19 protein-coding genes are annotated in these 19,375 nt (G+C 69.8%); 10 read left to right on the top strand and 9 right to left on the bottom strand.

Translation table 11 applies throughout. From position 1 onward, the window contains the following. The first annotated feature begins 84 nt into the window (after positions 1–84). Positions 85–471, top strand: coding sequence for a DUF2500 domain-containing protein (locus tag QSK18_RS22675; RefSeq protein WP_232811874.1), 387 nt, complete (start codon positions 85–87; stop codon positions 469–471). Between the two features lie 57 nt (positions 472–528). On the opposite strand, the gene QSK18_RS22670 is transcribed toward QSK18_RS22675, so the two are convergent. Continuing rightward, a complete protein-coding gene (locus tag QSK18_RS22670; RefSeq protein WP_285622920.1) occupies positions 529–1,065 on the bottom strand; it encodes a calcium-binding protein in 537 nt (178 codons plus the stop codon). A gap of 161 nt (positions 1,066–1,226) precedes the next feature. Here QSK18_RS22670 and QSK18_RS22665 point away from each other — a divergent pair, with 161 nt between their 5' ends. The 4 genes from QSK18_RS22665 to QSK18_RS22650 all read left to right on the top strand — a co-directional run bounded on the left by QSK18_RS22665 (position 1,227) and on the right by QSK18_RS22650 (position 5,965). After that, the gene (locus QSK18_RS22665) at positions 1,227–2,129 is read left to right on the top strand and encodes a LysR family transcriptional regulator (RefSeq protein ID WP_285622917.1); all 903 of its coding nucleotides are present in this window, start codon (positions 1,227–1,229) and stop codon (positions 2,127–2,129) included. 737 nt (positions 2,130–2,866) lie between these two features. Further along, positions 2,867–3,853: an ABC transporter substrate-binding protein gene (locus QSK18_RS22660; protein ID WP_285622914.1), complete on the top strand. Its 987-nt coding sequence runs from the start codon at positions 2,867–2,869 to the stop codon at positions 3,851–3,853. Continuing rightward, entirely contained in the window at positions 3,850–5,052 is a 1,203-nt protein-coding gene (locus QSK18_RS22655; protein WP_232811878.1) for a quaternary amine ABC transporter ATP-binding protein, read from the top strand. Before QSK18_RS22660 ends, QSK18_RS22655 begins: the two co-directional genes overlap by 4 nt. Further along, positions 5,045–5,965 (top strand): ABC transporter permease, encoded by a 921-nt coding sequence (locus tag QSK18_RS22650; RefSeq protein ID WP_285622911.1) that lies wholly within the window; start codon positions 5,045–5,047, stop codon positions 5,963–5,965. The genes QSK18_RS22655 and QSK18_RS22650 overlap by 8 nt, the downstream gene beginning before the upstream one ends. A gap of 49 nt (positions 5,966–6,014) precedes the next feature. Here QSK18_RS22650 and QSK18_RS22645 read toward each other — a convergent pair whose 3' ends face one another. Together QSK18_RS22645 and QSK18_RS22640 are read right to left on the bottom strand one after the other, a co-directional pair. Then, positions 6,015–6,677, bottom strand: coding sequence for a response regulator (locus QSK18_RS22645; protein ID WP_232811880.1), 663 nt, complete (start codon positions 6,675–6,677; stop codon positions 6,015–6,017). Then, positions 6,674–7,720, bottom strand: a complete 1,047-nt coding sequence (locus QSK18_RS22640; RefSeq protein WP_232811881.1) for a sensor histidine kinase — start codon at positions 7,718–7,720, stop codon at positions 6,674–6,676. The genes QSK18_RS22645 and QSK18_RS22640 overlap by 4 nt, the downstream gene beginning before the upstream one ends. A 258-nt stretch (positions 7,721–7,978) precedes the next feature. Here QSK18_RS22640 and QSK18_RS22635 point away from each other — a divergent pair, with 258 nt between their 5' ends. From QSK18_RS22635 to QSK18_RS22620, 4 genes are all read left to right on the top strand, one after another. Beyond that, the gene (locus tag QSK18_RS22635) at positions 7,979–8,698 is read left to right on the top strand and encodes a GAP family protein (protein ID WP_285622907.1); all 720 of its coding nucleotides are present in this window, start codon (positions 7,979–7,981) and stop codon (positions 8,696–8,698) included. A gap of 63 nt (positions 8,699–8,761) precedes the next feature. Continuing rightward, positions 8,762–9,499, top strand: coding sequence for a phosphotransferase (locus tag QSK18_RS22630; RefSeq protein ID WP_232811883.1), 738 nt, complete (start codon positions 8,762–8,764; stop codon positions 9,497–9,499). 25 nt (positions 9,500–9,524) lie between these two features. Beyond that, on the top strand, positions 9,525–9,935 hold the full coding sequence (locus QSK18_RS22625; RefSeq protein WP_232811884.1) for an ASCH domain-containing protein: 411 nt from the start codon (positions 9,525–9,527) through the stop codon (positions 9,933–9,935). Positions 9,936–10,019: 84 nt separating this feature from the next. Next, a complete protein-coding gene (locus tag QSK18_RS22620) occupies positions 10,020–10,163 on the top strand; it encodes a hypothetical protein (protein WP_232811885.1) in 144 nt (47 codons plus the stop codon). 2 nt (positions 10,164–10,165) lie between these two features. Here the strand turns inward: QSK18_RS22620 and QSK18_RS22615 are convergent, their stop codons facing one another. The 5 genes from QSK18_RS22615 to QSK18_RS22595 form a co-directional block, all read right to left on the bottom strand. Continuing rightward, positions 10,166–10,366, bottom strand: coding sequence for a hypothetical protein (locus QSK18_RS22615; RefSeq protein WP_232811886.1), 201 nt, complete (start codon positions 10,364–10,366; stop codon positions 10,166–10,168). 30 nt (positions 10,367–10,396) lie between these two features. Then, positions 10,397–11,128, bottom strand: coding sequence for an aspartate/glutamate racemase family protein (locus QSK18_RS22610; protein ID WP_232811887.1), 732 nt, complete (start codon positions 11,126–11,128; stop codon positions 10,397–10,399). Positions 11,129–11,130: 2 nt separating this feature from the next. Next, positions 11,131–12,645 carry an NCS1 family nucleobase:cation symporter-1 gene (locus tag QSK18_RS22605; RefSeq protein WP_232811888.1) on the bottom strand — a complete coding sequence of 505 codons (1,515 nt, stop codon included), beginning with the start codon at positions 12,643–12,645 and terminating at the stop codon, positions 11,131–11,133. A gap of 90 nt (positions 12,646–12,735) precedes the next feature. Beyond that, positions 12,736–13,452 carry a GntR family transcriptional regulator gene (locus tag QSK18_RS22600; RefSeq protein WP_232811889.1) on the bottom strand — a complete coding sequence of 239 codons (717 nt, stop codon included), beginning with the start codon at positions 13,450–13,452 and terminating at the stop codon, positions 12,736–12,738. A gap of 74 nt (positions 13,453–13,526) precedes the next feature. Further along, entirely contained in the window at positions 13,527–14,594 is a 1,068-nt protein-coding gene (locus QSK18_RS22595) for a 5'-3' exonuclease (RefSeq protein WP_285622898.1), read from the bottom strand. Between the two features lie 183 nt (positions 14,595–14,777). Between QSK18_RS22595 and QSK18_RS22590 the strand changes: the two genes are divergently transcribed. Continuing rightward, positions 14,778–15,284 (top strand): MarR family winged helix-turn-helix transcriptional regulator, encoded by a 507-nt coding sequence (locus QSK18_RS22590; protein ID WP_232811891.1) that lies wholly within the window; start codon positions 14,778–14,780, stop codon positions 15,282–15,284. A gap of 3 nt (positions 15,285–15,287) precedes the next feature. Here the strand turns inward: QSK18_RS22590 and hrpA are convergent, their stop codons facing one another. Continuing rightward, on the bottom strand, positions 15,288–19,298 hold the full coding sequence (gene hrpA, locus QSK18_RS22585; protein WP_285622894.1) for an ATP-dependent RNA helicase HrpA: 4,011 nt from the start codon (positions 19,296–19,298) through the stop codon (positions 15,288–15,290). Between the last annotated feature and the right edge of the window lie 77 nt (positions 19,299–19,375).

The raw sequence follows: 19,375 nt of genomic DNA, 5'->3' as shown, positions 1-19,375 counted from the left end.
ATCACAGCCGGCTGCGTGCATCGAAAGGCCAGGGTGCCGCGTCTGTACTGAGGCAGGCACCGGGGTGGAGCGTGGGAGGAACCGATGGAAGACGAGATGTTCCGGGATTTCGACGGGTCGCTCGACCTGTTCGCGGTCGGGTTCTTCGTGGTGTTCGGCGCTGTCGCCCTGGTGATCCTGACGGGGATCCTGTTCGCGATCTACAAGGGACTGGCCCAGCGCAGCCGCGACAACGCCTCGCCGCTGCTCACCGTGCCGGCCGTCGTGGTGGCCAAGCGGCAGGAGGTCCGGCGCAGCGAGAACAGCGCGAGCAACGCGTACTACCTGACCTTCGAGGTGCAGGGCCACGACCGGGTCGAGTTCCCGGTGCTCGGACAGCAGTGGGGGACGATCCTGGAGGGCGACCGCGGTCGGCTCACCTATCAGGGCAGCCGGTTCAAGGGCTTCGACCGCACCCCGCAGGACCGCTGAGCGCGGCCCGGGGCGTCAGGTCCGGCCTGACGCCCCGGGAGCCGCTCGAGGAACCGGTCAGTCGTCGTCGTTGTCGTCGTCGCCCTGGTCGATGTCGTCGCGGCCCGGGCCGCCGTTGATCTTGTCGCGGCCGGGGCCGCCGTCCAGGTCGTCCGCCCCGGAGTTGCCCCAGATCCGGTCGGCGCCCTTGCCGCCGTCGATGTCGTCGCCGCCGGAGCCGCCGTACAGCTTGTCGTTGCCCGACTCGCCGTCGATGTCGTCCTCACCGGTGCCGCCGTAGACCGTGTCGGCCCCGGTGCCGCCGTCGATCTCGTCCTCACCGGCGCCACCGCAGATCAGGTCGTTGCCGCCCCGGCCGTCGATCTCGTCCTCGCCGCCGCGGGCGACGATCACGTCGCGGCCCTTCGTGCCGTTGATCTCGTCCTCACCGTTGGTGCCGACGATCGTCGCCTTCACCCCGTTGCAGGTGAACGTGGCGGCGGCCTTCGGCGCGGAGCTGGCCGAGGCAGGCGCGGCCAGCAGGAACGTTCCGGCGCCGATGGCCGCGGCAGCGGTGACGGCGAAGGGGACGGTGCGGGTCAGCTTGCGGGACATGCTCACTCCTTGGTGCGGTGGTCTTCGTGCAGTCCGGCTCTCCGGACTGATGACAACTTCACCGGGCGGGCGTGAGCCGAACAGGAGAGGGAGATGAAGGGCTTCTCATCTTCCGCCTGCGACCTGGTTCCTTTGCGGACGTTTGCCCCTACCTTGGGGCGATGGAGCGTCGTCAGCTGGAGTACTTCCTCGCGGTTGCGGAGTGTGGAAGCTTCACCCGGGCCGCGGCCGCCCTCACCATCGCCCAGCCCAGCCTGTCCCACGCGATCGGGCTCCTGGAGCGCGAACTGGGCTCCGTACTGTTCGAGCGGCTGGGGCGCGGGGTGCGTCTCACCGCCGCCGGCCAGGCCCTGCTGGCCCCGGCCCGGCGCACCCTGCGCTCGTTCCAGCTCGCCGCCACCGCGGTGCGCAGCGTCAGCGACGTCGGGTTCGGCCGGCTGACGATCATCTCCAACACCCTGTGGGCGGTGGAACCGCTGGTGCAGATCATCGGCGAGTTCCGGCAGGCCCACCCGGCCGTGCAGTTCAGCGTGGGCGACCCGGTGCGCCGTTCCGAGGTGCTCGACCAGGTGCGCTCGGGCGAGGCGGACTTCGGTCTCGTCGACGGAACCCCGCCGGCGGGCGTGCTGGAGAGTCGCTGGCTGCTGGAACACCGGCTGGTGGCGGTGCTCCCGCCGGGGTCCCTGCCCGGTCTGACCTCGGTGAGTGTGTCCGAGCTGGTGCCGGTGGGGCTGATCTGCACACTGCGGGACACCGCGCTGCGCGAGCTCCTCGACGTGGAGCTGCAGGTGGCCGGCGAGGCGTCGGAGATCGCGGTGGAGACCGCCCACCTGGCCTCGGTGATCCCGCTGGTGCTGGCCGGGGCCGGGGCTGCGCTGCTCCCGGAGGGGCTGGCCGAGGACGCCGCCCGGCGGGGCGCGCGGGTGCTGCCGTTGCGCCGGCCGACCAAGGCGGCGGTGCACCTGATCTGGCGGTCCCGAGGGCTGAGCAGCCCGGGCGAGCAGTTCCTGGCCCTCGCCACCACCATGTTCGGCGATGTGCCGGAGGCCGTCACCCAGCTATAGATAATGTCTATAGGATTGAGAGAGAAATGGTCTCCCTCAATCACCCCGGGCTATCGACGGCCCTGCCCCCGGCTGCCACGATCAGCTCAGCCGGGCGAAGGGCAGCTTCACCGCGGTCGATGCCGCACGGGCGGAAGTGCCTGTGCCTGACTATGTTTCGAATGGGTGAAGAATGTGCTCCGGTCCGGCACCAGGTGTGGTGACCAAGGTAGCGGTGATGGCCGGCCGACGTCACCGCGGACCGTGGGCGAGGCCCTCCGGGCCCGGGCCGGTGGTCGACGACGGCGGCGGCCGGGTGGCCGGCTGTCGACCCAGGGTGGCCGTCCTACGCCGGAAGTGAGTGAGAAGGCTCACCCGGGCGCAGGTCTGGGTCGAGAGCCTGGAGCCAGGTGTGCTATCCGGCACCGGCTTTCGGATCCGGACGGGCCTTCCGGGCCGATCCCTGGCAAGGTTGTACGTCCGGAACCGCACGCCGACGAAGCCGTGAACCTGACGAACGATCTGACGATGACTGCCGCACGTGAGCACGACCGGCCCGGCCGCCCCGGATCTTTCCGGCGCGGTCGGCGTCCGGCCTGCCCGCTTGCCTGCTGCACAACACCTTTGGGCCCCGCCCGGACTCTGCGCAGTCGAACCTGGCCCCCGGAGGCCGGTTTCTGCCGCGAGCAGGTCCCCGCCGGGCAGACGGTCGGCCCACGTCGGAATCCCCCCGCAGCACCGGAAGAAGGAGAAGCAGGATGAGGCCTCCCAGACGGCATGGTCTGAGGGCGCTGGCCGTCGCGCTGTGCGTGGCCGCGGTCACCAGCGCCTGTTCCAGCGCCGAGGACAAGGGTGACTTCGCCCTGGTCGGCGACGGCGGAGGCGGCGGCGGGGGTGGTGGCACCGAGTCGGTGACGCTGATCCAGCAGCCGTGGGTCGACCTCCAGGCGCAGAACGAGATCGCCAAGCAGATCCTCGAGGACCTGGGCTACTCGGTCCGGGTCAACGAGGTCTCGGTCGAGCTCGGCGCCCGGGCGATCGCCAGCGGCGACGCGGACGCCTACCTGGGCAACTGGTGGCCCTCGCAGGAGCCCACCTACGGCGAGCTGATCGACGGCGGCGACGTGGTGGTGGACAGCACGATCCTGGAGGGCACCGAGTACTCCCCGGTGGTGCCCGGCGACACCGCCGAGGAACTGGGCATCAAGTCGCTGGCCGACCTGGACCAGCACGCCGACGCGTTCGGCCGCCGGATCTACGGCATCGAGGCCGGTGCCCCGGGCAACGAGACGATCCAGAAGGCCATCGACGAGGACGCCTACGGCCTCGGCGACTGGAAGCTGGTCGAGAGCGGCACCCCGGCGATGCTCGCGCAGGCCGAGAAGGCGCAGAGTGCGGGCCAGCCGATCGTCTTCCTGGGCTGGAGCCCGCACTGGATGACGGTGCAGTTCAAGACCGTGTTCCTGGAGGACCCGGAGGGCGTCTGGGGCGGGGCCGGTGAGATCCGCACGGTCTCCCGCGCGGGCTTCGCCGAGGAGAACCCCAACATCGCCACGTTCCTGAAGCAGCTCAGCTTCACCACGGACGAGGCCGGGCAGTTCTACTACGACCACGACAAGGAAGGTAAGTCGCTGAGCGACATCGCGTCGGCCTGGATCGAGGCCAACCCGGAGAAGGTCGGCGAGTTCCTGCAGGGTGTGAAGTCCAGTGACGGTCAGGATGCGGAGTCGGTGATCGGCGCATGATCGAGGGAAAGAACCTGAGCAAGGCCTACGGCCTCAGCGCGGGCGCCGCCCGCCGGGCCCTGGCCAGTGAAGACCCGGCCGCCGCGGTCGCCAAGGCCGGTGGCTACCTGGGCGCGCACGACGTCAGCTTCCGGATCGAGACCGGTGAGATGTTCGTCGTCATGGGTCTTTCCGGGTCGGGCAAGTCCACCGTGCTGCGCATGATCAACCGCCTCAACGAGCCCAGCAGCGGTGAGCTGCTGATCGACGACGAGGACATCGTCAAGGTCCCGGACGCGCGGCTGCGCCAGATCCGGAACCAGAAGATCGGCATGGTCTTCCAGCACTTCTCGCTCTTCCCGCACCGGACCGTGCTGGAGAACGCGGCCTACGGGCTGAAGGTGCGCGGCGTGGCCAAGGGCGAGCGGTTCGAGAAGGCCGACGCCGCACTGAAGCGGGTCGGGCTGGAGGGGCGCGGCTCGAAGTACCCGCACGAGCTCTCCGGCGGTATGCGCCAGCGCGTCGGCCTGGCCCGGGCGCTGGCCGTCGACCCGCCGATCCTGCTGATGGACGAGCCGTTCTCGGCCCTCGACCCGCTGATCCGGCGGGACATGCAGGACCTGCTCACCCAGCTGCAGGCCGAGGACAGGCGCACCACCGTGTTCGTCACGCACGACCTGAACGAGGCCATGCGGATCGGCGACCGGATCATGGTCATGCGCGACGGCAAGGTGGTCCAGGTCGGCGCCGGCGTGGAGATCGTGGCCCGCCCGGCCGACGACTACGTCAGCGAGTTCGTCGCCGACGTGGACCGGGCCCGCGTGCTCACCGCCGCCGACCTGGTGCGTCCGGCGCTGCTCACCTTCCGGGTGGGCGAGGACCCGGCGGTGGCGCTGAGCCGGCTGGCCGACAACGAGGCCGTGGGTGCCTTCGTGCTGGAGGACGACGGGCACCTGCTCGGCGTGGTCACCGACACCAACCTGCACGACGCGGTCACCCGCAAGGAGAAGGACCTCGCCCGCTGCGTGACGAAGGAGTACCACGCGGTGAAGCCGGACGCCGTGATCGGCGACTTCATGCACCTGGCCGGCCGCCAGGTCGTCCCGGTCACCGTGGTCGACGAGAACGGCAAGCTGGCCGGCGTGGTGCCCCGCGCGGCCATCCTGTCCAGCCTTTCGAGCGTTGCCGAGGCCCGTGAGGAGGCGGCAGTCAATGCCTGAGATCAAGATCGGCCAGTACGGTGAGGACGTCATCAACTGGCTCACCGACAACCTCGAGGGTTTCTTCGACTGGCTCACCACCCTGCTGAGCCACCTGCTGCGGTTCACCTACGACATCGTCGCCGGTCTGCAGCCGATCCCGATGACCATCGTGTTCGCGGTGATCGCGCTGGTGGTCACCCGCCGCATCGGCCTGACCGTGCTGCTCACCGCCGGCCTGCTCCTGGTCGACGGGATGGGCCTGTGGTACGAGACCATGCAGAGCCTGGCCACCGTGCTGCTGGCCACCGCGGTGGCGCTGCTGATCGGGATCCCGGTGGGCATCTGGTCGGCGTTCAACCCGGTGGTCCGGGCCGTGGTCGGGCCGGTGCTGGACTTCATGCAGACCGTGCCCACCTTCGTGTACCTGCTGCCGACGGTGCTGTTCTTCGGCATCGGGGCGGTGCCCGGCATGATCGCCACCATCGTGTTCGCCGCCCCGCCCGCGGTGCGCCTGACCACACTGGGGATCCGCCAGGTCGACGCCGAGACGGTCGAGGCCTCGGCCGCCTTCGGCGCGTCGCGCCTGGAGATCCTGCGGGAGGTGCAGCTTCCGCTGGCCCGTCCCTCGATCATGGCCGGGGTCAACCAGGTGATCATGCTGGCCCTGTCGATGGTCGTGGTCGCCGGTCTGGTCGGTGGTGAGGGTCTGGGCGGCATCGTCGTCTCGGCGGTGCAGAGCCTGCAGATCGGTGACTCGATCGAGGGCGGCCTGGCCGTGGTGGTGCTGGCGATCTACCTCGACCGGGTCTCGGCCGCGCTCGGCGGTCAGGGCCGGGGCAACCCGTCCTGGTGGCCGAAGCGCAAGGCCACCGAGGGCCTCGAGCAGGTCCAGGTGCAGCCCGCGGGCAAGGAACTGGTCCCCGCGAACTGAACCGGAACGAAATGAGGGACGTCCGTGACCACCTGGTCACGGACGTCCCTCATTCGTTCTGGCCGGCTACCACGAGAGCATTCTCGTAGGCGAACACCACCGCCTGGACCCGGTCGCGCAGGCCGAGTTTCAGCAGGAGGCTGCTCACGTGCGACTTCACCGTGGTCTCGGCGACGTGGAGCCGACGGCCGATCTCGGCGTTCGAGAGGCCACGGGCCAGCAGCACCAGCGTCTCCCGCTCGCGGGCGGTGAGTCTTTGCGCCGCAGTACCGGTGGTGACGGGTGGGCTGCGATGCGCGAAAACCTCAACCAGCCGCCGGGTCACCGAAGGGGAGAGCAACGAGTCGCCGCTGTGCACCACCCGGATCGCTTCGAGAAGCTTCTCGCGGGAAGCATCCTTGAGCAGGAACCCGGCCGCCCCGGCCCGGATGGCACCGAAGACGTACTCGTCCTCCTCGAACGTGGTGAGCACGAGAACCCGCGTCTCGGGGTGCTTCTCGGTGATTGCCGCGGTTGCGGTGATGCCGTCGGAGACGGGCATACGGACGTCCATCAAGACTATGTCGGGCCGGTGCCGCTCGGTCTCGTGGACGGCAGCGATGCCGTCGGCGGCCTCGCCCACCACCTCGAGGTCGTCGAAGGCAGCCAGAACCAGGCGCAGGCCCAGCCGGACCAGTTCCTGGTCGTCGGCGAGAAGGATGCGGATGCTCACGGTGTCTGATCTTTCGGCCGAGGCAGCTGAGCCGTGAGGCGAAAACCACCGATGGACGGGGGTACCGGGCTCTGGGTGGCCAGCTCGCCGCCCGCTGCCGAGACTCGTTCGTGAAGGCCGCGCAGTCCGTGGCCACCTTCCCAGGCCGAAGCCGGGGCGACCCGGCCGTCGTCCTGCACAACAACCTCCAGACGCTCGTCGCCGTATCCGATGTGCACGCTTACCTGACTGGGGGAGTGGGCGTGCCTGAGCACGTTGGTCAGACCCTCCTGAACGATGCGGTACGCCGTGAGCTCGATCCCGGGCGGGGCGGCCCGGATCGAGCCGGTGCGGCTGAGGGTGACCGGCATACCGGCTTCCCGGTGCCGGGCCACCAGATCTGGCACCTGGTCCAGGGTGGGCGCCGGAGCGAGCGCGGCCCCGTCACCCTGGTTACGCAGCACCAAGAGCATGCGCCGCAGTTCCGCCATGCTCTCCTCGCCGCTCTTCTCCACCCGGCGCAGCGCCTCCTCCGCCAGGTCGGGATCGCGGCGTACGGAATCCCGGGCACCCCGTACGCCGAGCAGCATCACGGTGACCGAGTGAGCCACGATGTCGTGCAGTTCGCGGGCGATCGCAGTGCGCTCGGCCTGGGCCGCGAGCTGGTCACGCTGTTCTCGTTCCCGCTCCAGTTGCTCGGCGCGTTCGGCCAGGGTGGCCACGTAGCGCTGCCGCGTTTGCAGGTAGACGCCGACGGCCCAGGCCAGCACCGGCACCGGCAGGCTGCTGATCGAGCCGACCTGCAGCACGATGGCGCTCACCACCAGCGCCGGCACCGACCTACGGCGTTCTTCCTGCAGGGAGAGCAACCCGAGGGCGATGACCGCAGGCGCTCCGCCGGGGTAAGCATTGATCGCCGCCAGGAAGCCTTCGATGAGCAGGAGGGCCAGAAGAACGCCCAGGGGACTGCGGCGGTGGAACCAGAGCAGCAGCCCGGCCAGAACACTCAGCGCGATCGGTATGGCAGGTGGCGGGCTGCCCGGGGCACCAAGACTGTCCGACAAGAACCCGATCTCGAGCCCGACAGCGCTCCCGACCAGTCCCAGGTCGATCAGTTGGTCTCGCTGACCAGGCGATACCCGTTGCCAGGCGGCTGCAATCGCCTGCCCGCCCGACCCCGCCGACCACCCGACCCGAGCCTTCACCGGCTACCCCCGCCCGATCGTCCATTGTTCTGCTGGCTCTTTCAGATCACGAGCGGCTTCGCTGTAACGTGGCGGTGCCGCTCGCGAACTCTGCTGCCTTCGTGAACAGGATGGTGCATGAATCCCGCGCTGTTGGGCGAAATTCTGCCCCTCGCCCTGCTGGACTCGGTGAGCGTGTCAACTCTGCTGGTGCCGGTCTGGTTCCTGCTGGCCCCGGGCGACCTGCGGTACCGGAACGTGTTCGGGTACCTGCTGGTTCTGGCCGTGGGCTACCTCGCGCTCCGCGTCGGCCTGGCTGCCGGGTTCTCGGCCCTGCGCCGGCAGGTCGCTAACTTCCTCGACTCGCCGGTGGGCGACCTGCTGGTCACCGTTCTCGGTGTTGCGTTGCTGCTGTTCGCGGCCTGGTACGGCCTGCTGCGACGGCCAGACCAGGTGGGGGACGAGGGCCGGCTGTCCCGTTGGCGTGACGCGGTGGTCGGGTCGAACGCGGCGGCGCGCAGGGTCGTCGTGGTCGGGGTGGTCGCTGTGCTGTTGGAAGCGGCCATGATGATCCCCTATCTGATCGCAATCGACACGCTGGACCGGGCGGAAACCGGCACCGTCGCAACGGCGCTGCTGCTGGCCGTCTACTGCCTGGTGATGGTGCTACCCGCCGCGGTTCTCACGGTGGGCCGGATGACCATGGGTGGTCTGCTCGCACCGGTCCTGCACCGGATCAACAGCTGGATCCGCCGTAACGAACGCGAGGACACGGCCTGGCTGCTGGCCATCGTGGGAGGGCTCCTGCTGTCCACCACCGATCTGTTCGCGCGGCTCAGCGACAGTGTCGGAGGATGAGTTTCTATGGAACAGGAAATTCCTCTGGCCGGGGGCGTCGGGAACGCAGGGCAGGTCTTTCGCTTGGGAGACACGGTCAGGCGCCCCTGGCGGTCGTACACCGCCCCTACCCACGCCTTTCTCGCTCACCTGGCGAAGACCGCCCCCGGGATCGCCCCGGTGCCGGTGGGTCAGGACGAGCGGGGGCGCGAGGTGCTCAGCTGGATGCCGGGCGACGTCGCGCTGCCGCCGTTTCCGGCGTGGTCGTTCACCGATCAGTACCTGTCGTCGCTCGGCCGTCTGCTCCGACGTCTGCACGATGCGGCCGAAGGCTGGCAGCCCCCGGCCGGCAGCGTCTGGAACACCGAACTGGCCGACCCGGAAGGCGGGTCGATCATCGTGCACGCCGACATCTGCCCGGAGAACATCGTGGCTCATGACGGCTCTGCCGCCGCGGTGCTCGACTGGGAATTCGCGGCGCCCGGGCGCCCCTTGTGGGACGTGGTGAGTACCGCTCGTCTGTGCGTGCCCTTCACCCACCCGAGCCGTCACGACCCGTCGGTCCCACCGATGGACATGGCTGAGATGCGCCGTCGCTTACTGGTTTTCCTCGCGGGGTACGGGCTGTCCGAGGAAGATCGCCGGGCCTTTCCTCGGGTGGTCGACCAGCGTCGGCAGGCCGGGGAACTCTTCGTGCTGGGACGGGTGGCCGCTGGGCAGACAGCGTTCGGGCGCTGGGTCACCCCGCAGGGGCGGGCACAGCTGGCGGCCGAGAAGTCCTGGGTGGCCGAACTGCCGGCCGATGTGGCCATGGAAGGCTGAGCGCCCGACGACGGAGGAGGAAACGATGGGCTGGCCGCGGGTGGACGGGTTGCGCACGATGGAGCTCGGCTCCAAGGGGGCGATGCGGGCCGAGCTGAACGGGCTGGTGCTGGCCGGGCTGAAACGGGGCACGGCCGGGCTCTACTCGGACTACGCCGCCGAGGGGGAGGAACTCGAGCAGGCCGGCGAGGTGATGGTGCTGGTCGACGACGACCTGACCGAGGTGGGGCGGATCGAGGTCACCGGCGTCCAGGTGGTGCCGTTCGAGCAGGTCACCGATGAGTTCGCGCGCTCCGAGGGCGAGGGTTTCGCCGACTGGGAAGAGTGGGCGCTCGCTCACCGCCGGTTCTGGGAGAGTGCCGGCGAGACGGTGTCGGGGGACACGCCGGTGGCCTGCGTCTCGTTCCGGCTGTGGTCTGCGTCCGACCTGGGCTGACCTCGGTGCCCGGGTGATATCTGGGCAAATCGATCATGCCGACGTAGTGTGAGGGCGCGGGGGCTGAGGCGGGAGGGGGCTGCGGTGAAGATCTCGGCGTTGGTGTGGCTGGTCTGCGTGGTGGCGCTGGTGATTGCCGGAGCGATGGCCTTCTCCGGCAATCTGTTCCCGGCCGCGATCACCCTCGTCCTGGTCTGCGTGGTGCTGCTGGCGCACCGATTGCGCTGAAATCAGAACAGACGGGGCACCAGCAGGGCGAGCACGGCCAGCGCCACGCCGGCGCCGCTGAGGATCATGATCTGGCTGCGCTGCTGCTCGGTCGGGATCTCACCGCGCCGCGACTGCTTGTAGGCGGTGTAGACGATGCGCAGCACCAGGCCCATCACCACGAGGGCGGCCAGGCCGAGCACGGTCAGAACGGCGATCTCCACACGCCCACCCTAACCGGACTGCGCGCCTGGTCACCCCAGGCCCCACGGGGCCAGCACCCCGGTGAAGGGCTTGGGCGGCGGCGGGGCGAACTCACCTCTCTTCCCGGTGCTCAGCCCCAGACGCACCAGCGACTCGGCGAACACGGTGGCCGCCGCCACCCCGTCCACCACCGGTGACCCGAGAGCGTTCGTGATCGATGCGCAGAGGTCGGCCATCCCCGCGCACCCCAGCACCACCGCGTCCGAACCGTCCTCCTCCAGCGCCCGGCGGCAGTGCTCGGTGATCACCGCCCGGGCCTGCGGGTCGGTCTCCAGCGCCAGCACCGGGATCTCGCAACTGTGCACGCCCCGGCAGCGCTCGCCGAAGCCGTAGCTGCGGGCCAGGTCCCAGGCCCGCCCGGTGGTCCGCGAGAGGGTGGTGACCACGCTGAACCCCCGCCCCAGGAACGAGGCGGCGTGCATCCCCGCCTCGGCGATCCCGACCACCGGACCCCGGGCCCGTTCCCGGGCGGCCTCCAGCCCGGGGTCGCCGAAACAGGCCACCACGTAGGCCGAGACCCCCTCCTGCTCACCGCGCGCGATCTCGGCGAGCAGGCCCGGCACGGCCAGGGCCTCGTCGTAGTGGCTCTCGATCGAGACCGGGCCGTGCTCCGGGTTCACCGCCTCGACGACCGTGCCGGGACCGGCCACCGCGCGGGCGGCGTGGGCGATCGTGGCGGTCATCGAGGCGGTGGTGTTCGGGTTGATCACCCGGATCCGCATGGTCAGCCGGCCGCCTCGGTGAGGGCTCGCCGGGTGGCCGACCCGGGCCGTCCGGCCAGCGCGAAGTAGGCCACGAAGCCCAGGGCGCAGCCGATGAACCAGCTGTAGTCACTGATCCAGAGCGCGTCGCCGGTCAGCTTCGGCACCACCACCGAGGCGATCGAGAAGGTGCCGGCCAGGGCCGTGGCGAGCACCGCGTCCGGGTTGTAGCCCTTCTCGTACCAGTACCTTCCGTCCTCCGACATGGTGAACAGGTCGTCCACCACCACCCGCTGGCGGCGGATCAGGTAGTAGTCGGCGATCAGGACCCCGAACAGCGGGCCGATCAGGGCACCCAGCACGCCCAGGGTGTAGTGGATCGCGTCGGTGTTGTCGTACCAGTTCCACGGCGTGAGGATCACCGAGCCGACCGCCGCGATCATGCCGCCGGCCCGCCAGCTGATCCGCTGCGGGCTGACGTTGGAGAAGTCGAAGGCGGGGGAGATGAAGTTGGCCACGATGTTGATCCCGATCGTGGCAGTGGTGAAGGTGAGGGCACCGAGCACGATCGCGAAGGTGTTGTCGATCCGCGAGACGGTCTGGACCGGGTCGGTGATCAGCTCGCCGAAGACCGGCAGGGTGGCCGCCGCGGTGAGCACCGTGAGCAGCGAGAACACCAGGAAGTTGACCGGCAGGCCGAGCAGGTTGCCGCGCTTGACCGCCTCGAAGCTGCGCCCGTAGCGGGAGAAGTCGCCGAAGTTCAGCATCGGGCCGGAGAAGTAGGAGACCACCAGGGCGATCGCCGAGAGCATGGTGGTGACCACGCTCCAGCCGGAGAGGTTCTCCGACGAGAGGTTGAGCGAGACGTGCCACTCGGACTTCCACAGCAGGTAGCCGCAGAGCAGGAACATCACCACGTAGACGGCCGGGCCGCAGAAGTCGATGAACCGGCGGATGCTCTCCATGCCCATCCAGAACACCGCCGCCTGCAGCACCCAGAGCAGGGCGTAGGTGCCCCAGCCCAGGTAGGAGAGGCCGAGGAAGCCGTGCTGGGCGGGGTCGGCGTAGGGCGCCAGACCGTCGAACAGGCGCACCAGCACCACGTCGAGCGCGGCCGAGGCCAGGTAGGTCTGGATGCCGTACCAGGCCACCGCGATCGCCCCGCGGATGATCGCCGGGATGTTGGCGCCGCGCACACCGAACGGGGCGCGGCAGATCACCGGGTACGGAACCCCGGCGATCTGGCTGGGTTTCGCCACCAGGTTGCAGAAGAACTGGACGATCAGGATGCCCACCACCAGCGAGACCAGAACCTGCCAGGAGGTGAGGCCGAGGGCGAAAAGGCTTCCGGCGGTCACGTATCCGCCGACGCTGTGCACGTCCGACATCCAGAACGCGAAGATGTTGTACGTGCCCCACTTCTGGTCGGCCAGGGGCGCCAGGTCCTCGTTGGTGAGGCGGGGGTCGTACCCCTCCTTGATCACTGAAGCTCCGGCCGGGTGGTCGGGGGTCAGGTGGTGGACGACGTCTTCGGCCATGAGCGGGCTCCCGGGGCGTAGGAGGAGGCGTAGGAGGATCAGGGGCTCCTTCGACGCTAGGCCGCGCTTGTTGCCCGGTGATGTCGGCTTTCATATATCTTCCGGATCGGCCAGCAGCCCGGCCCGTTCCGGCAGCGAGGCGATCACCTGCGCCAGACGGTCGTGGTGCTGGCCGGCGATCCGGAGCAGGGCCTCGGCGTCGCGGGTGGTGAACGCGGTGAGCATCGCGGTGTGCTCGCCGTGCAGCAGCGCCCGCTCGGCGCCGGGTAGCCAGCGCATCGGCTGGAACGGCTCGGTGACGTTCCAGGCCGACTCGAACATGCGCTGCAGCCGGTGCATCCGGCAGGGCACGATCAGCGCCAGATGAAAGTGCCGGCTCGCCCGGTGGTAGCTGCGCGGATCCCAGTCGGTCTGCAGGGTCTCCAACATCGCATGGGCCTGAGCGGCAGCAGCGATGTCGGCCGAGGTGGCCATCTCGACGGCGGCCCGCAGAGCCGCCGACTCCAGCACGCCCCGCACCAGGTAGATCTCGGACAGCTCCCGCCGGGTCAGTTGCGCCACCACGTAACCAGCGTTCGGCCGGTGGGCCACCAGGTTCTCGCCCACCAGCGTCTTCAGGGCCTCCCGCACCGGGATCGGGCTCACCCCGAACAGCGCGGCCACCTCGGCCAGGGGGATCGGGGTACCGGGCGGGGCGCCGCCCTCCAGGATCACCCGCCGCAGCTCGTCCAGGATCGCCAGCTGGGGGCTGCCGGTGCGGCGTGGCTCCAGCTGGGCAAGGAGAACCGATCGCCGTCCGTGGCCCATCCTCGGGAAACTACCTGAGGACGGCGGGGGCCGGGGCCCCGCAGAAGGCATGGACTTACGAAACCCGACCCAGGTCAGAACAGGCTCATCTGCCCGGCGTCGGCCAGCGCGGCGGCGTTACGGGCGGCCCGGGTGAGCGTGGGGCGGGGCAGGGTGATCACCCTGTCCTTGTTCTCCGGGCGGGAGCGCGGGCCCTGCCCGTAGACCCGCTCGCTGTACCAGGACGGCGGCTCGCCGCCGGTGAGTGACCAGAGCGAGGCGCCGAGCCGGATGTCGCGGGCCCTCAGCGTGTCCTGCAGGCGCTGCTCGTCGAGCGGCAGGGACATCGTGGCGATCTTCGGGATGCGCAGGTCGCGGCGCATCTCCATGAGGTGCTGGTTGCGGGCCACGTTCGCGCGGGCCTCGGGGCCGGCCAGGGCGGCGGTGGCGGCCGGCCCGATCAGCGTGGCCACCTCCTCTTCCCGCCCGTCGTCGAGCGCGCCGTAGACCTTCTCCACCGACTCGAACTCGGCCAGCAGCTTCGCCGCCCGCTTGGGGCCGATGCCGAAGGCGCCGGGCAGGTTGTCGGAGGCGTCGCCGCGCAGGGCGGCGAAGTCCTTGTACTGGTCGGGGCGCACGCCGTACTGGTGCTGCAGCCCTTCCGGGTCGATCAGGGGCGAGCCGTCGATGCCGCCGTTCATCACCCGCAGCACCGAGGTGTTCTCGTCGACCAGGGCGAACATGTCGCGGTCGCTGGTGACCACGGTGGTGCGCCAGCCGTGCCGGCGGGCGGCCCGGGCCGAGGAGGCCATCACGTCGTCGGCCTCGTAGCCCTTGGGCACGATCACCGTGACGCCGGCCGCGGCCAGGAAGCCGGGGGCGGCGTCGAGCTGCAGGCACAGATCTTCGGACTTCTCCGGCCGGTGCGCCTTGTAGCCGTCGTAGTCACCGCGCCGGACCGACTCACCGGCCGCGCAGTCGAAGCCCACCACCAGGGCGTCCGGCCGCAGCCGGGCCGAGGCCGTGGCCAGGAAGCTGATCAGCCCCTTCAGCGCCCAGACCGGGGCGCCGCCCTGGTCGCGCAGATCGCCCTGGGACATCGCGTGGTGAGCGCGGTGCAGGAGGCTGTTGCCGTCGACAGCCAGCAGCAGGGGAACGGGCACGCGTCCCAGAATGCCCCAACCGGTCGCGTCGGCGCACGCACCCTGACCGGAAAATCTCGAACGAGTGTTCGATCTTGCCTGGCCGCAGGCCCGGTGGATCTCCGATTACCGGCTGGTTGCCCCGGGGAACCACCGGAGCGTCCGATGAGGCAGATTCCCGAAAACCCTGGATACAGTGTGCCGGTGAGCGAACCGCGGTGGCTGAGCGACGAGGAACAGAAGGCCTGGCGCAAGTTCGCCGCGGTCTTCACCCTGCTACCGGCCTCCCTGGACGCCCAACTGCAGCACGACGCCTCCCTCACCCACTTCGCCTACTTCGCCCTGGCCATGCTCTCCGAGGCGCCCGACCGTCAGCTGCGGATGAGCGAACTGGCGGCCCGCTCCAGCAGCTCCCCGAGCCGGCTGTCGCACACCATCAGCCGGCTGGAGAACCGGGGCCTCGTCCGGCGCTTCCGGGCCGCCGAGGACGGCCGGGGTCAGGTGGCCCAGCTCACCGACGAGGGGATGGCCGCCCTGGTCGGGATGGCGCCGGGGCACGTGGAGGCGGTACAGCGGTTCGTCTTCGACGCCCTCACCGCCGAGCAGGTCCAGCAGCTGAACGAGATCTCCGGGGCGATCCTGGCCAAGATCGACCCCGACGGCACGCTGGTGCCCCCGCCGCCGTCGAGCAGTTCCGACGGCGAGGGCTGAACCTCAGCGCAGGTCGGCGATCGCCTTGCGCACCCGCTGCTCGGACACGGGGTACGCGGTCTTGAGTCCGCCGCCGAACAGACCCACCCGTAGTTCCTCGAGCATCCAGCGCACGCCGATCACGTCGTCCTCGCGCCGGCGTGCCGGCGGCAGCTTAGCCACCGCCGCCTGGAACTCGGCCCGCAGAGCAAGGACCTGTTCCTGCTGCCCCCGGTCGCGCTGGTAGCGCTCCGGCAGCTTCTCCAGCCGGCGTTGCATGGCCTGCAGATAACGGACGAGGTCAGGCAGCTTGGTCGCGCCGGTGGCGGTCACGAAGCCGGGGAAGACCAGAGCGGCCAGCTGGGAGCGCAGGTCGGTGAGCCCCGGCAGCAGGGCCGGGCTCGACGTGGACCTCAGCTCCAGCTCGATCTCGCGGGCCAGCCCCAGAATCGTGGACGTGGTGGCCAGGACGCTGGTGACCTCCGGATGCACCTCCTGCCGCACCTCCAGGAGCAGGCGCTCGAAGCCGGCCCGGTCCCAGGCCGGCCCGCCCGCCCGGTCGACGAGGTCGTCGACGGCCGCCCCGAGGCAGTCGTCGAACAGGTCGGACGGCGTCTTGTGCGGGGCCTGGGCCAGCGCCAGCTTCTGCCGGTTGCTCAGCCGGGCCAGCACGCTCTTGGCCGGCGAGGCGATGTTCAGCACGATCAGCCGGCGGGTGCCCGCCCGCATCGAGCGACGCTGGTCGCCGGGATCGTCGAGCACCTTCACGTCGACCGTGCTGCCCCGGTCGACCAGCGCCGGATACCCCTGCACGGTCAGCCCGGCCGACTTGTACTCGACCGACCGCGGGATCGCCCCGACGGTCCAGGCCGTCAGCCCGGTGACCTCGACCTTGGAGACCGCCGAGGAGATCTCCTGGCGCAGCTTCGGGCGCAGCTTCTCCCGCAGCCGGTCCAGGCTCTTGCTCTCGCCCAGCCGGTTGCCCTTCTCGTCCTCCACCCGGAAGGTGACCTTGAGGTGGTCGGGCACCTTGGCCAGGTCCCACGCGCCCTCCGGGACGTCCACCCCGGTCAGCTCGTAGAGCTCGTCCTCCAGCGCCGGGAAGAGCGGCTCGGAACCGGGCTCGGTGTCGGCCAGCCGTTCCAGCACCGCCCGGGCCCGCTCCGGCGCCGGGGTCAGCCCCTTGCGCACCGGCTTGGGCAGCGAGCGGATCAGCTCGGTGACCAGTTCCTGCCGCAGTCCCGGGATCTGCCACTCGAAGTCCTGGTCCTTGACCTGGTTCAGGGCGCCCAGGGGCAGGTGCACGGTGACCCCGTCGGCCGCCGTACCCGGCTCGAACTGGTAGGTCACCTTCAGGCGCAGGTCGCCGACCGGCCAGGTGGCCGGGTAGTCCTCGGCCGAGACCTTGGGGGCCTCGGGGGCGAACAGCATGGACGTCCAGAAGCTCAGCTGGTCGGGCCGGTCCCGGCGGGCCTTCTTCCACCACGAGTCGAAGTGCGCCACCGACACCACGTCGGCGGGGATGCGCTGGTCGTAGAAGTCGAACAGGATCTCGTCGTCCACCACGATGTCGCGGCGCCGGACCTTCTCCTCCAGCGACTCGACATCGTCCAGCAGCTTGCGGTTCTCGTGGAAGAACGCGTGGCCGGTGCGCCACTCGCCCTCGACCAGGGCGTGCCGGATGAACAGCTCCCGGGACAGCTCCGGGTCGATCCGGCCGTAGCCGACCGTGCGCCCGACCACCACCGGAATGCCGTACAGGGTGACCCTTTCGGTGGCCACCGCCGAGCCGCGCTTCTTCTCCCAGCGGGGCTCGCTGTAGTGCCGCTTGACCAGGTGCCCGGCCAGCCGCTCGATCCACAACGGGTCGATCCGGGCCGCCGTGCGGCCCCAGAGCCGGCTGGTCTCGACCAGTTCGCCGACCATCACCCAGCGCGGGGTGCTGCGGTACAGCGCCGAGCCCGGCTGGATGGCGAAGCGGGCACTGCGGGCCCCCAGGTACTCCCGCGTCTCGCCGTCTTTCAGGCCCACCTGCGAGAGCAGTCCCGAAAGTAGCGACAGGTGAATCTTTTCCGCCTGGGCGTCGGTGACCGGCTCGAGCGCATCCTCGATCTCGTCCGGATCGACGGCCTCGGGATCGAAACTCGACGTCGCCCGGCCGCCCGCTACCCGGATCCCCGCGCTGCGCAGCACCTGACGCAGCTGCCCGTGCAGGTCCTGCCACTCCCGGATCCGCTGACTGTGCAGGAACTCGTCGCGGCACATCCGCCGGAACCGGCCGGAGCCGTACTCCTTCTGCTTCCCGACCACGTAGTTCCACAGGTTCACGTAGCTCAGGAAGTCCGAGCGCTGGTCCTTGAACCGGGCGTGCGACTGGTCGGCCTGGGCCTGCTTGTCGGTCGGCCGTTCCCGCGGGTCCTGGATCGACAGCGCCGAGACGATCACCAGGACGTCGGCCAGACAGCCGTTGCGGTCGGCCTCCACCAGCATCCGGGCCAGCCGGGGGTCGACCGGCAGCTGCGCCAGGGTGCGCCCCATGCCGGTGAGGCGCTTGCGCTGGTCAGTCTGTTCCGGGTCGATCGCGCCGAGCTCGTCCAGCAGCGCCATGCCGTCCTTGATCTGACGCGGGTCGGGCGACTCCAGGAACGGGAAGCGTTCCACCTCGCCCAGGTTCAGCGAGGTCATCTGCAGGATGACGGCGGCCAGGTTGGTGCGCAGGATCTCCGGGTCGGTGAACTCCGGACGGCTCTCGAAGTCCTCCTCGCTGTAGAGGCGGATGCAGATACCGTCGGAAAGCCGCCCGCAGCGGCCCTTGCGCTGGTTCGCCGAGGCCTGCGACACCTTCTCGATCGGCAGGCGCTGCACCTTGGTGCGGAAGCTGTAGCGGCTGATCCGGGCCGTGCCCGGGTCGATCACGTACCTGATTCCCGGCACGGTGAGCGAGGTCTCGGCCACGTTGGTGGCCAGCACGATGCGCCGGCCCGAGTGCGGGGCGAAGACCCGGTGCTGCTCGGCCGCCGAGAGCCGGGCGTACAGCGGCACCACCTCGGTGTTCGCCCCGACGTGCCGGTTCAGCGCGTCGGCGGCGTCGCGGATCTCGCGCTCACCGCTGAAGAACACCAGCACGTCGCCCGGGCCCTCGGCCTCGAGCTCGTCGACCGCCTCGATCACCGCCTCGATCGGGTCGCGGGTGATCTCGGTGGTGTTGCCCTCCTCGTCGACCTCCTCGACGAGGACCAGGGGACGGTAACGGACCTCGACCGGATAGGTGCGGCCGGAGACCTCGACGATCGGGGCGTCGTCGAAATGCCGTGAGAACGCCTCCGGGTCGATGGTGGCGGAGGTGATGACCACCTTCAGGTCGGGCCGGCGCGGCAGCAGCTGCTTGAGGTAGCCGAGCAGGAAGTCGATGGTGAGGCTGCGCTCGTGGGCCTCGTCGATGATGATCGTGTCGTAGCGGGTGAGCAGCCGGTCCCGCTGGATCTCGGCCAGCAGGATGCCGTCGGTCATCAGCTTGACCAGCGTGGAGTCGCTCGCCTGGTCGGTGAAACGCACCGTGTAGCCGATGGTCTCGCCCAGTTCGCCGCCCACCTCCTCGGCGATCCGCTCGGCCACCGAGCGCGCGGCCAGCCGCCGGGGCTGGGTGTGCCCGATCATCCCGCGGACGCCGCGGCCCAGTTCCAGGCAGATTTTCGGCAGTTGAGTGGTCTTGCCCGACCCGGTCTCACCTGCCACGATCACGACCTGGTGCTCGGCGATCGCCTTCAGCAGGTCGTCACGCCGCTGACTCACCGGCAGTTGCGCCGGATAGGTGATCGCCGGAACGGAGGCGCGACGGCTCTCGACCCTGGCCCGCGAACTGCCGATCTCCGTGGAGATCCGTGCCAGTTCGGCGGTTCTCTCCTCGTCGGTCCGCCGGCGTGAGTGCAGCACCGAATCGAGCTGACGGCCCAGCCGGCGCTCATCGGTCAACGACACGTCGTTCAGGGAAGAACGCAGCTCATTTACAGCTGAAACCCAGGTTTGTGTGCTCATCTGCGCGAAATCCTAGACACCACAGGGAAAAGTTGCGTGGCCGGGTAGCCATGTCACTAGTATTTTCATCTTCAACG

This window comes from Kineosporia sp. NBRC 101677 (assembly GCF_030269265.1).
Taxonomy (GTDB): domain Bacteria; phylum Actinomycetota; class Actinomycetes; order Actinomycetales; family Kineosporiaceae; genus Kineosporia; species Kineosporia rhizophila.
Note: the sequence above shows the minus strand (reverse complement) of the source record. Positions and strands in the feature narration are given on the sequence as shown.

Excerpts from the sequence above, each read along its gene's own strand:
- QSK18_RS22675 (WP_232811874.1), top strand. The coding sequence starts at position 85 with ATGGAAGACGAGATGTTCCGGGATTTCGACGGGTCGCTCGACCTGTTC.
- QSK18_RS22670 (WP_285622920.1), bottom strand. The coding sequence starts at position 1,065 with ATGTCCCGCAAGCTGACCCGCACCGTCCCCTTCGCCGTCACCGCTGCC.
- QSK18_RS22665 (WP_285622917.1), top strand. The coding sequence starts at position 1,227 with ATGGAGCGTCGTCAGCTGGAGTACTTCCTCGCGGTTGCGGAGTGTGGA.
- QSK18_RS22660 (WP_285622914.1), top strand. The coding sequence starts at position 2,867 with ATGAGGCCTCCCAGACGGCATGGTCTGAGGGCGCTGGCCGTCGCGCTG.
- QSK18_RS22655 (WP_232811878.1), top strand. The coding sequence starts at position 3,850 with ATGATCGAGGGAAAGAACCTGAGCAAGGCCTACGGCCTCAGCGCGGGC.
- QSK18_RS22650 (WP_285622911.1), top strand. The coding sequence starts at position 5,045 with ATGCCTGAGATCAAGATCGGCCAGTACGGTGAGGACGTCATCAACTGG.
- QSK18_RS22635 (WP_285622907.1), top strand. The coding sequence starts at position 7,979 with ATGAATCCCGCGCTGTTGGGCGAAATTCTGCCCCTCGCCCTGCTGGAC.
- QSK18_RS22625 (WP_232811884.1), top strand. The coding sequence starts at position 9,525 with ATGGGCTGGCCGCGGGTGGACGGGTTGCGCACGATGGAGCTCGGCTCC.
- QSK18_RS22610 (WP_232811887.1), bottom strand. The coding sequence starts at position 11,128 with ATGCGGATCCGGGTGATCAACCCGAACACCACCGCCTCGATGACCGCC.
- QSK18_RS22605 (WP_232811888.1), bottom strand. The coding sequence starts at position 12,645 with ATGGCCGAAGACGTCGTCCACCACCTGACCCCCGACCACCCGGCCGGA.
- QSK18_RS22600 (WP_232811889.1), bottom strand. The coding sequence starts at position 13,452 with ATGGGCCACGGACGGCGATCGGTTCTCCTTGCCCAGCTGGAGCCACGC.
- hrpA (WP_285622894.1), bottom strand. The coding sequence starts at position 19,298 with ATGAGCACACAAACCTGGGTTTCAGCTGTAAATGAGCTGCGTTCTTCC.